The organism is Sphingomonas flavida, from assembly GCF_036663655.1.
Classification (GTDB): Bacteria; Pseudomonadota; Alphaproteobacteria; order Sphingomonadales; family Sphingomonadaceae; genus Sphingomonas.
The window spans coordinates 1-11,337 of the sequence record NZ_JAXOJH010000009.1 but is presented as its reverse complement, the minus strand read 5'-3'; the positions used below and the strand labels follow the sequence as shown (position 1 = coordinate 11,337).

General features: G+C 68.3%; 8 protein-coding genes. 7 read left to right on the top strand and 1 reads right to left on the bottom strand.

Annotation, left to right across the window (positions count from 1 at the left end):
• Nucleotides 1-181: 181 nt before the first annotated feature.
• Nucleotides 182-1,249 (bottom strand): arabinan endo-1,5-alpha-L-arabinosidase, encoded by a 1,068-nt coding sequence (locus U1703_RS11395; protein WP_332785775.1) that lies wholly within the window; start codon nt 1,247-1,249, stop codon nt 182-184.
• Nucleotides 1,250-1,396: 147 nt separating this feature from the next.
• Between U1703_RS11395 and U1703_RS11390 the strand changes: the two genes are divergently transcribed.
• The 7 genes from U1703_RS11390 to cobA all read left to right on the top strand — a co-directional run bounded on the left by U1703_RS11390 (nt 1,397) and on the right by cobA (nt 11,084).
• Entirely contained in the window at nt 1,397-1,978 is a 582-nt protein-coding gene (locus U1703_RS11390; RefSeq protein WP_320452774.1) for an ANTAR domain-containing response regulator, read from the top strand.
• Nucleotides 1,975-3,186 carry a CmpA/NrtA family ABC transporter substrate-binding protein gene (locus U1703_RS11385; protein ID WP_332785774.1) on the top strand — a complete coding sequence of 404 codons (1,212 nt, stop codon included), beginning with the start codon at nt 1,975-1,977 and terminating at the stop codon, nt 3,184-3,186. The genes U1703_RS11390 and U1703_RS11385 overlap by 4 nt, the downstream gene beginning before the upstream one ends.
• Nucleotides 3,187-3,471: 285 nt before the next feature.
• Complete coding sequence (locus U1703_RS11380; RefSeq protein ID WP_332785773.1) at nt 3,472-4,716, top strand: nitrate/nitrite transporter; 1,245 nt, start codon at nt 3,472-3,474, stop codon at nt 4,714-4,716.
• A gap of 28 nt (nt 4,717-4,744) precedes the next feature.
• A complete protein-coding gene (nirB, locus tag U1703_RS11375; RefSeq protein ID WP_332785772.1) occupies nt 4,745-7,225 on the top strand; it encodes a nitrite reductase large subunit NirB in 2,481 nt (826 codons plus the stop codon).
• Nucleotides 7,222-7,560, top strand: coding sequence for a nitrite reductase small subunit NirD (gene nirD / locus U1703_RS11370; protein ID WP_175310516.1), 339 nt, complete (start codon nt 7,222-7,224; stop codon nt 7,558-7,560). The genes nirB and nirD overlap by 4 nt, the downstream gene beginning before the upstream one ends.
• A gap of 151 nt (nt 7,561-7,711) precedes the next feature.
• Complete coding sequence (locus tag U1703_RS11365; RefSeq protein ID WP_332785771.1) at nt 7,712-10,306, top strand: molybdopterin-dependent oxidoreductase; 2,595 nt, start codon at nt 7,712-7,714, stop codon at nt 10,304-10,306.
• Complete coding sequence (cobA, locus tag U1703_RS11360; RefSeq protein ID WP_443025803.1) at nt 10,299-11,084, top strand: uroporphyrinogen-III C-methyltransferase; 786 nt, start codon at nt 10,299-10,301, stop codon at nt 11,082-11,084. Before U1703_RS11365 ends, cobA begins: the two co-directional genes overlap by 8 nt.
• The last annotated feature ends 253 nt before the right edge of the window (nt 11,085-11,337 follow it).

The window sequence follows — 11,337 nt, the reverse complement described above, 5'->3', positions numbered from 1 at the left end:
AATAATGATGCGGCTGTCATGTCGTGGATTTTAAGTCACAGTCAGAAGTGACGCCGATCTGTGGATGTTAGCGCCATCAAAGATATAGTTTTCGGAAAAATACGATCGCAGCGATAGCGCTTAACAGGATTTGGACCGGGTCCGTCTTGTCCGTCTTTTTACAGCGCAGACGGCGTCAGGGTTACCGGTCGACCACCGGCCAGCCCGCCGAGTCCCAGCGCAGCCGGGCGATCCGTAAGGTGGCGGCACCGGCTGCCGCCGAGTCATACGCATGATAAATCAGGTAATCGCGGCCATCGCGGTCGTGAAGCACGCCCGCATGGCCCGTGCCCCGATACCGGTCCCGCCCCTCGGCATCCGCCCAAAGCAGGACGGTTCCGCCCCCTTCGCGCATCGCCAGGCCCGCCCGGTCGAGATAGGGCCCCTCGACCTTGCGCGCGTGGCCGACGCGCAGATGGTAGCTGCTCTTCTCGCCGCGACAGCAATAGTCGAACGAGACGATCAGCCAGTACCAGCCACCATGATCGACGATAAAGGGCGCCTCGATCGCATTTTCGCGCTCGGTCGGCCCGCGCCGCGCGATCATCACCGGCTTGGCGCCACTGGCCGGTTTGCCGTTACGCGGATCGAGTCGGATCAGCTGGATTCCGCCCCAGAAACTGCCGAAGCTCAGCCACTCGCCACCCTGCCGGTCGCGCACGAAATGGGGGTCGATCGCATTATAGGGGTCGCCCGCCTGCGAGCCGATCACCAGCCCTTCGTCGCGCCAGCCATGATCGGGGCCATCGGGGTCCAGTGTCGAGGCGGTCGCCAGCCCGATGACCGAGCTTTGCTGTCCGAAACGAGACACTGAGTAATAGAGGCGGTAACGATTGCCGACCTTGGCGATGTCGGGCGCCCACATCTCGCTGGCGCCAGGCACGCGCGCCAGCGCCCAGTCGGGGATGGTCGCCAGTGGCGAGGCGATGGCGGTCCAGTGCCGTAGATCGCGCGAGGTGCGAGCGACCAGGGGCTGCCGTTCACGCTGCCCGGTCGAATAGGCGTAATAGCGGCCGCCTTCGCGGATCAGGACCGGATCGTGCGCGGGCACGATATCGCCCGACAGCGGCAAGGCCGCGGTTCGGGCGTCCTGCGCGGCGCCGACCGCTTGCGGCGCGGATCGCAGCGCCTGGATGCCCACCACCATCGCCCCCGCGACCAGCATCAGGCGCAGCACGCGCAGGCTCGGCGATCGGCCCAGATCACGCATCGACGACATCCCCCCGCTCTGTCATCGGACGGGATCGACCCGAACCATGTGACCTTGCCCACCTATAGTCCGACATTTCGCCACGCAAGCGTGATTGTCCGCCACGCCGCCCTTGTCGAGCGGCAAATGACGCGGCATCAAGCCGCCATGCGGATCGCGATCATCGATACCAGCAGCACGCGCGCGGCGATCATCTCCGATGGCTTGTGCGAGGCGGGGCTGACCGATCTGGTGGTGATCGATCCCACCGGACCGCTGGCCGCACAGGTCGAGCGGGCCGCGCCCGAGGTCGTCCTGATCAACCTGGAAAATCCCAGCCGCGACGTGCTGGAGGATTTCTTCGCCATGTCGCGCGCGCTCGACCGCCCGATCGCGATGTTCGTCGACCAGTCCGAACCCGAGACGACGATGGCGGCGATCGATGCGGGCGTGTCGGCCTATGTCGTCGACGGCCTGGCCAAGCAGCGGATCAAGCCGATCCTCGACCTGGCGGTGCGCCGCTTCCAGGCCTTTTCGCGGCTCCAGGCCGAACTGGCCGAGGCGAAGACCGCGCTGGCCGACCGGCAGGTGATCGACCGCGCCAAGGCGATCCTGATGCGCCGGCGGGGGCTGGGGGAACCCGCCGCCTATGCCCTGCTGCGCAGCCACGCCATGACCAGCAACCGCCGCATCGCCGACGTGGCCGAGGCGATCGTGACCAGCGAGCAGCTGATGGGAGATTTGCCATGAGCCTCGACCCGTTCCGCATCGGCTTCCTGCCGCTGGTCGACGCCGCCCTGCCCATCCTGGCGCGCGAACTGGGCTTCGCCGAGGCCGAGGGGGTGGAGATCGCGCTGGTCCGCGACGTCACCTGGGCGGCGGTGCGCGACCGGCTGCTCTATGGCCATACCGACGCGGCGCATCTGGTCGCGCCGCTGGCGATCGCCACCGCGCTTGGTCGTGATCGCCCGGCGGTGCCGATGGCGGTGCCCTTCGTCCTGGGGTTGAACGGCAATGCCGTCACCGTGTCGACCGCGCTGGGCGACGCGATGGGCCTGGGCGAGACGCTGGGCGATCCGGCCGCGATCGGCGCGGCCCTGAAGCGGGTGGCATTTGCCCGGCGCGATGCGGAGCGGCCCTTGCGCTTCGGCGTGGTGCATCGGCATTCCAGCCACAATTACATGCTGCGCTACTGGCTGGCCGGGGTCGGCATCCGCCCGGACAGCGACGTGACGATCATCGTGACCAGCCCGCCCTTCGCCGCCGACGCGCTGGCCGCCGGAGAGGTGGACGGCATCTGCGTCGGTGAGCCGTGGAATGCGATCGCGGTCGATCGCGGCGTCGGCCGCATCGCGCTGGCGACGGCGCAAATCTGGCGGCGCGGCGTGGAAAAGGTGCTGGCGATGCGCGCCGACCGGGCCGAGGAGCGTCGCGACGGCGTCCTCCGCCTGATCCGTGCGCTGCACGCCGCGGCGGCGCATTTCGTCGATCCCGAGACGGTCGAACACAGTGCCGCCATCCTGTCCCGCCCCCAATATCTCGATGCGCCGGTCGCCGCGATCCTGCGCGCGATCACCGACCGCATCCGCGTGGTGCCGGACGCCGAGCCGGTCCATTATCCCGACTTCATGTTCCAGTATCGCGAGGCGGCGAACTTCCCCTGGCGCAGCCAGGCGGCATGGCTTTATGCGCAGATGGTGCGGTGGGAGGGGATGACCTTCGCCGCATCCGACGCCGCCACCGCGCAGGCGGTGTTCCGTCCCGACCTGTACCGCGCCGCACTGGCCGGATCGGGCGCCCCCCTGCCCGGCGCCAGCTCCAAGCTGGAGGGCGCGCTGGTCGAGCCGATCGGGGCGGGATCGACGCAAGGGCGGCTGGTGCTGGGCAGCGACCGGTTCTTCGACGGGCGCGCGTTCGATCCGGACGATATTCCCGGATATCTGGCGAGCCTCCCCTGATATTTCTCCGCCGCGAGGGGGAGGAATGGAGATGCGATTGCTGCGATTGCGAAAGGGACTTGCGCGCCGCCTGCGAATCAGGCAACTTTCCACTCGTCCGGCAATGGCGTCGGACACGAGATAGCAGCGTAAGCCACTCCAACGACGGGGTGGCACGCTGGCGGATACGGGGACGTCCCCGTTTTCCGCTTGGAGGCAATGAAGCCGCCAGGATGCGACCCGCGAAGGGCCCCGCGTCCTGGCGGCTTTTTTCGTTTTGGGGCCAGGCCCCACGGAGGCGGCACGATGGCGACGGCATTCTGGAACGACACCGAAAAGAGAAAGGCGGATGACGGCAGTTTCTGGTCGAGCGGCCATACGCCGACCCTGATCGCGGCATTCCTCTATTTCGACCTGGCCTTCATGGTCTGGGTGCTGCTGGGCCCCCTCGCCCCGCAAATATCGGCCAGCCTGGGCCTGACGCCCGCCCAAAAGGGCGTGATGGTCGCCGTACCGACGCTGGCGGGCGCGGTGCTGCGGGTCGTCAACGGCCTGCTGGTCGACCGGATCGGGCCGAAGCGTGCCGGGGCGATCAGCCAGATCATCGTGATCGCGGGTCTCTTTTCCGCCTGGGTGCTGGGGGTGAACAGCTTTGGCGGCACGCTGGTGCTGGGCGTGATCCTGGGCTTTGCGGGCGCCAGCTTCGCCATCGCGCTGCCGCTGGCCAGCCGCTGGTATCCGCCCGAGCATCAGGGCAAGGCGATGGGCCTGGCGGGCATGGGCAATTCGGGCACGGTGCTGGCCGCGCTGTTCGCGCCGGGCCTGGCCAAGATCTTCGGCTGGAACGCGGTGCTGGGCCTGGCCTGCCTGCCGCTCGGCCTGGTGTTCGTCGCCTATATGGTGATGGCGAAGGATGCGCCGGGCGCGCCGCCGCCGCGCCGCCTGGTCGAGTATCTCGCGCCGCTGAAACAGGCCGATGCCTGGTGGCTGATGGGCTTTTACGCCGTCACATTCGGCGGGTTCGTGGGCCTCGCCGCCAGCCTGCCCATCTATTTCACCGACCGTTTCGGGCTGACCCCGGTGCAGGCCGGTTACGCCACGGCGGCTTGCGTCTTTGCCGGGTCGCTGGTGCGGCCGATGGGCGGGGCGCTGGCCGATGCGATCGGCGGGGTGAAAGCACTGCTCGCGGTGTTCACCGCCGCCGCCGTCACGCTGACCGGCGTGGCGATGGTCGACGGGTTCGCCGCCTCGCTGGCGCTGTTCGTGCTGTCGATGCTGGCCCTGGGTGTCGGCAACGGATCGGTGTTCCAGCTGGTGCCGCAGCGTTTCGCCGCCGAGATCGGCGTGATGACCGGGCTGGTCGGCATGGCGGGCGGCATCGGTGGCTTCTACCTCGCCTCGTCGCTGGGCCTCGCCAAGCAGTGGACGGGCAGCTTCTCCAGCGGGTTCCTGATCTTCGCCGCGCTCTCGCTGGTGGCGCTGGCCGGGCTGATGCTGGTCAAGGGCCGCTGGCGGCGCAGCTGGGGCGCGGCCGATGGCGTGCGGATCTGATGCTTCCTCTCTTCCACGGATCGAACCGATGAAACACGAAGTCGTCACCCCTGCGAAGGTGGACACCCGCGAACATCTGGTCGTGATCGGCAACGGCATGGCCGGTTGCCGCGCGGTCGAGGAATTGCTGGCCCGCGATCCCGACCGCTACCGCATCACCATCTTCGGCGCCGAGCCGCTGGTGAACTATAACCGGATCATGCTGTCGCCGGTGCTGGCGGGCGAGAAGACGTTCGACGAGATCGTCATCAACGGCCATGACTGGTATGCCGATCACGGCATCGCGCTGGTCAGCGGCGATCCGGTGACGGCGATCGATCGCGACGCGTGCACCGTCACCACGCGCGGCGGCATCGTCACCGGCTATGACCGGCTGCTGATCGCGACCGGCTCCGACCCGTTCATCATCCCGGTGCCCGGCCACGACCTGCCCGGCGTCATCAGCTTCCGCGACATGCAGGATGTCGAGCATATGCTCGCCGCCGCCGAACGGGGCGGCAGCGCGGTGGTGATCGGCGGCGGCCTGCTGGGGCTGGAGGCGGCGCATGGCCTGAGCCTGCGGGGCATGACGGTCACCGTCCTCCACCTGATGCCGACGCTGATGGAGCGGCAACTGGACGAGGCGGCGGGCTGGCTGCTGAAACAGGCGCTGGAGGCGCGCGGCCAGACCGTGCTGACCGGTGCCGACACCGCCGCGATCCTGGGCGACGGCAAGGTCGAGGCGATCCGCCTGAAGGACGGGCGCGAGATCGCCGCCGACCTGGTGGTGATGGCGGTCGGCATCCGCCCCTCGGTCGCGCTTGCCCGCGCCGCCGGGCTGGAGGTCGGGCGCGGCATCAAGGTCGACGACCATATGGTCACGTCCGATCCGCGCATCCTGGCGGTCGGCGAATGCGTCGAGCATGACGGACAGGTCTATGGCCTGGTCGCGCCGATTTGGGACATGTGCCGCAGCCTCGCCGATGCGCTGACCGACGCACCGTCCGGCTATCGTCCCACCGCCACCGCGACCAAGCTGAAGGTCGCCGGGCTCGACGTCTTCTCGGCGGGCGATTTCGGCGGCGGCGACAGCGCGGAGGATATCGTGCTGCGCGACGCCGCGCGCGGCATCTACAAGCGCGTCGTGGTCAAGGACGACCGGATCGTCGGCGCGGTGCTGTATGGCGATACCGCCGACGGCAACTGGTATTTCGACCTGCTGAAAAAGGGCGAGAGCATCGGCGACATCCGCGACGCGCTGATCTTCGGCCAGGCCTTCGCCTCGGGAGGGGGGCAAGCGGACCCTAAGTCGGCCGTTGCGGCGCTCTCCGACACGGCGGAGATCTGCGGCTGCAACGGCGTCACCAAGGGCCAGGTCGTCTCGTGCATCGCCAAGGGCGCGCACAGCCTCGACACCGTCCGCGCCACCTGCAAGGCGTCGGCGAGCTGCGGCTCGTGCACCGGGCTGGTCGAGACGCTGCTCGCGCTCACGCTGGGCGACGAGGTGGAAGCGGGCCCGAAGACGATGTGCAAATGCACCAGCTTCGGCCATGACGATGTGCGACGCGAGATCGTCGCGCAGGGCATGCGCTCGATCCCGGAGGTGATGCAGAAGCTGCACTGGTCGACGCCGGACGGCTGTTCCTCCTGCCGCCCGGCGCTCAATTACTATCTCCTCTGCGCCCTGCCCGGCGACTATGTCGACGACCAGCAGAGCCGCTTCGTCAACGAGCGGATGCACGCCAACATCCAGAAGGATGGCACCTATTCGGTGGTGCCGCGCATGTGGGGCGGGATCACGTCGCCGAAGGAACTGCGCGCGATCGCCGATGTGGTCGAGAAGTTCAACGCGCCGATGGTCAAGGTGACCGGCGGGCAGCGGCTCGACATCTTCGGCATCAGGAAAGAGGATCTGCCCGCCGTCTGGGCCGATCTGAACGCCGCGGGGATGGTCAGCGGCCATGCCTATGGCAAGTCGTTGCGCACGGTGAAGACCTGTGTCGGCTCCGAATGGTGCCGCTTCGGCACGCAGGATTCGACCGGGCTGGGCGTCAAGCTGGAGCGGGCGACCTGGGGGTCGTGGATGCCGCACAAGTTCAAGATCGCGGTGTCGGGCTGTCCGCGCAACTGCGCCGAGGCGACGATCAAGGATTTCGGCGTGGTCTGCGTCGACAGCGGCTACGAACTCCATGTCGGCGGCAATGGCGGGATCAAGGTCCGCGCCACCGACCTGCTCTGCAAGGTCGCGACCGAGGCGGAGGCGATGGAGATGTGCGCCGCCTTCGTCCAGCTCTACCGCGAGGAGGCGCGCTATCTGGAGCGGACCGCGCCGTGGATCGAGCGGGTCGGGCTGGCCTACATCCAGTCGCGCCTCCTGCCTGACGAGGCGGCGCGCGCCGAACTCGCCCGCCGCTTCTTCTTCTCGCAACAATTCTCGCAAGAGGACCCCTGGGCCGAGCGCGTCGCGGGGGCCGAACGCGAAATCCATGCGCCGATGGCGCGCTTCCAGCCGGTTGGAGAGATGGCATGATCGGTGAATGGCTCGATATCGGCTGGGTGAACGAAATCCCGGTCCGCGGCAGCCGCACGGTTCAGGTCGAGGGCGGCAACGACATCGCCGTCTTCCGCACCGGCGAGAACAAGGTCTTCGCGCTGCTCGACCGCTGTCCGCACAAGCATGGGCGGTTGAGCCAGGGCATCGTTCACGGCGGCGCGGTGGCATGTCCGCTGCACAACTGGCGTATCAGCCTGTCGACCGGCGAGGCGCTGGGCGAGGACAAGGGCTGCACGCCTGTTGTGCCGGTGAAGATCAGCGGCGGCCGCGTGCTGATCTGCCGCGCCAGCACCCTGAAGGCTGCGGCGTGATGATCCTCCCCGGCACGGGGAGGGGGACCATGCGCAGCATGGTGGAGGGGGGGCGCCGCAAAGGCTTCACTCTCCATAATGCCGTCAGCCTCTCACCGCACGCCCCCTCCACCAGCTTCGCTGGTCCCCCTCCCCGTGCCGGGGAGGATTTATGATCCGCACCACCTGCGCCTATTGCGGCGTCGGCTGCGGCATCCGCGCCACCGTGACCGGCGACCGCAGCGTCAGGATCGAGGGCGACCCCGACCACCCCGCCAATCGCGGCAAGCTCTGTTCCAAGGGCACGCATCTGGGCGAAACAGTGGGCCTGGAGGGCCGCCTGCTCCATCCGATGATCGGCAAGCGCCGCGCCGGTTGGGACAAGGCGCTCGATCTGGTCGTCCAGCGATTCCGCCAGACCATCGCGCAGCACGGCCCCGACAGCGTCGCCTTCTATGTCTCCGGCCAGTTGCTGACCGAGGACTATTATGTCGCCAACAAACTGATGAAGGGCTTTATCGGCTCGGCCAATATCGACACCAATTCGCGCCTGTGCATGTCGAGTGCGGTCGCGGGGCACACCCGTGCGTTCGGCGAGGATATCGTGCCCGCCTCCTATGAGGATATCGACGCTGCCGACCTGATCGTGCTGGTCGGCAGCAATACCGCCTGGTGCCACCCGATCGTCTATCAGCGTATCCGCGAGCGGTGCGATGCGGGCGCGAAGCTGGTCGTCGTCGATCCACGCCGCACCGAGACGGCGGAGCAGGCCGACCTTCACCTAGCCATCCGGCCCGGTAGCGACGTGGCGCTGATGAACGGCGCGCTCGCCTGGGCGCGGACGGCAGGCGTGGTGGACGAGGATTATCTGCGCGCGTCGGTCGCGGTGCCGGAGGAATTCTGGGCTGTGCTGGAGGAGGGCAGCGATCTCTGGTCGGTCGCCAGGACCTGCGACGTCGCGCCCGCCGATCTTCGCCGCTTCTACGAGCTGTTTGCCGCAACCCCCCGTACCGTCACGCTATTCAGCCAGGGGATCAACCAGTCGACGGCTGGCACCGACCAGGTCAACGCGATCCTCAACCTCCACCTCGCCACCGGCCGGATCGGCAAACCGGGCGCGGCCCCCTTCTCGATCACCGGACAGCCCAATGCGATGGGCGGGCGCGAGGTGGGCGGCCTCGCCTCGACTCTTGCCGCGCATATGGATTTCGCACCCGAAAACCGCGCGCGGGTGCAGCGTTTCTGGGCCTCCCCCACCATCGCGCCCAAGCCGGGGCTGAAGGCGGTCGACCTGTTCCGCGAACTGGGCCAGGGCCGGATCAAGGCGCTGTGGATCATGGCGACCAATCCCGCCGTCTCGATGCCCGACGCCGGGTCGGTGCGCGAGGCGCTGGCCGCCTGCCCCTTTGTCGTGGTCAGCGACGTGGTCGCCGAGACGGACAGTTCGGTGAACGCCCATGTCCGCCTGCCCGCCGCCGCCTGGGGCGAGAAGGATGGCACCGTCACCAATTCTGATCGCACGGTCAGCCGCCAGCGCGCGCTGTTCCCGCTGCCCGGCGAGGCCAGACCCGATTGGTGGATCGTCAAGGAAGTCGGTCGTCGCATGGGCTGGAAAACCGCTTTCGCCTTTGACCGTCCAGCCGAGATCTGGCGCGAGCATTGCCGCCTATCCCGTTATGAAAACGACGGTTCGCGCCTGTTCGCTCTGCCCGGCCGGTCAAGCGGCGGCAATGGGGATTATGACGTGATGGCGCCGTTCCGATGGGGCGATGTGCCCTTTGCCGATGGTCGTTTCCCCACGCCCGACGGCCGCGCCCGCCTGGTTTCCGTGGCTCAGAAGGCGCTCCCTGCGCCGCTGCGCGACTGGCCGATGACGCTGAACACCGGGCGCTACCGCGATCATTGGCATACGATGACCAGAACCGGCCTTGCCCCCAAGCTGGCCCGGCACCGCGAGGAGCCCTTGGTCGAGGTACACCCGGATGACGCAGCCCGCCTGAACCTGACCGATGGCGGATTGGCGCGGGTCGGCACGCCGCAGGGGGAAAGCCTCTATCGCGTGTCGGTCAACACGGGCCAACGGCCGGGCGAGCTGTTCGTGCCCATCCACTGGACCGACCGAACCGCGACCGGCGGGCGTACCGGCCTGCTCCCCCGCCCGCTGACCGATCCCCATTCGGGCCAGCCCGGCTTCAAGCGCACGCCCGCCAGCATCGCGGCCGTCATGCCCCGCTGGCGGGGCTTTGCGATCCTGACCGGTGAAGCGATCGCCGCACCCGACTGCCTCTGGGCGACGCGCATCGCGGTTCCGGGCGGCTGGCTGTGGGAAGTGGCGGGCGACGGCGACCCGGCGCAGCTCGACGCCCTGCTGCCCAAGGGCCAGCGGATCGAAGCCACCGACCCCGCGCGGGGATCGCGCCGCGTCGCGGTGATCGCCGGAGCTCGCCTGGTCGCTGCCCTGTTCCTGACCGAACGCGGCGAACTGCCCGCCCGCGACTGGCTGATCGCACAACTAACCGCCGCCGAAGTCGCGCCCACGATCCTGGCCGGACGCGCGCCGGGCGCACAGGTCGATCGCGGCGCCATCGTCTGCGCCTGTTTCGACATCGGCGTGCGCACCATCGTCACCGCGATCCGCGACCAGCAATTGGCCGACGTTGCCGCGATCGGCGCGGCGCTGGGCGCGGGCACCAATTGCGGATCGTGCCGCCCCGCCCTCACCCGCCTGCTCGGCGAAACCCAGGAGCCTGCCCATGCGCATGGATGACTTTCCCGCCGGTTCGGTCTGGCTGGTCGGGGCGGGCCCCGGCGATCCCGACCTGCTAACCCGCAAGGCGGAACGGCTGATCGCGGCGGCCGACATCGTCTTCTACGACGCACTGGTCGGCCCGGACATCCTGGCGCTCGTGCCCGGGACGGCGGAACTGTCGAGCGTCGGCAAGCGATCGGGCCGCCACTCCAGAAATCAGGGCACGATCGACGGGCTGATCGTCGCCGCAGCCTTGTCCGGCAAGCGCGTCGTCCGGCTGAAAGGTGGCGACCCGTCGATCTTCGGCCGTTCGACGGAGGAGATCGACGCCTGCCGTGCCGCCGGTATCCCGGTGCGGATCTGTCCCGGCATCACGGCCGCAAGTGCGGCGGCGGCGTCCGGCCTGATCTCGCTGACCCTGCGTGGCCTGTCCCGCCGACTGACCCTGGTCACCGCGCATCTGCGCGCAGGCGAGCCGCTATCGCTCGACTGGTCGGCGCTCGCCGCGCCGGATGCGACGCTCGCCGTCTATATGGGCCGCGCCGCCGCCCCCGAAATCGCACGCCAGCTGATCGCCGCAGGCATGCCTGCCGAAACGCCGGTGATGATCGCGGTGAACATATCGCTCCCCACCGAACGCCTCATCACCGGCCGCCTGGATGCCTTGGGCTTCCTGACTCGGACCATCGGCCACAAGGACCCCGCGCTGCTCCTGATCGGCGAAGCCGTCGGCGCCCGACGCATCCCGGCCCATGGCCGACCGCACGATATGGTGCAGGTCGATGCCCCGTCTTGACCGGAAGTGGTGCCCCTGGCCGGATGAAACTGGATACTCCGATCGTTGGGAAATTTCGGTTCCACGGCGCTGAACCGCCATGCGGTGTTCGCCCGTGATGGTGAATGCCCCCTCCTACGCCGTCTCTTGTGGGATACTAGGCCGGATCGACATTCATCGTAGCCAGATCATGGCGGCGGCGAGGTGGACGAAGCCGGTGAAGTGGATGATGCGGCGGTCGTAGCGAGTAGCGAAGCGTCGGAAATGCTTGAGG

Bases quoted from the DNA above. Each gene is read 5' to 3' on its own strand.
- U1703_RS11380 (WP_332785773.1), top strand. From the start codon at position 3,472: ATGGCGACGGCATTCTGGAACGACACCGAAAAGAGAAAGGCGGATGAC.
- U1703_RS11385 (WP_332785774.1), top strand. From the start codon at position 1,975: ATGAGCCTCGACCCGTTCCGCATCGGCTTCCTGCCGCTGGTCGACGCC.
- cobA (WP_443025803.1), top strand. From the start codon at position 10,299: ATGGATGACTTTCCCGCCGGTTCGGTCTGGCTGGTCGGGGCGGGCCCC.
- U1703_RS11365 (WP_332785771.1), top strand. From the start codon at position 7,712: ATGATCCGCACCACCTGCGCCTATTGCGGCGTCGGCTGCGGCATCCGC.
- U1703_RS11390 (WP_320452774.1), top strand. From the start codon at position 1,397: ATGCGGATCGCGATCATCGATACCAGCAGCACGCGCGCGGCGATCATC.
- nirD (WP_175310516.1), top strand. From the start codon at position 7,222: ATGATCGGTGAATGGCTCGATATCGGCTGGGTGAACGAAATCCCGGTC.
- U1703_RS11395 (WP_332785775.1), bottom strand. From the start codon at position 1,249: ATGCGTGATCTGGGCCGATCGCCGAGCCTGCGCGTGCTGCGCCTGATG.
- nirB (WP_332785772.1), top strand. From the start codon at position 4,745: ATGAAACACGAAGTCGTCACCCCTGCGAAGGTGGACACCCGCGAACAT.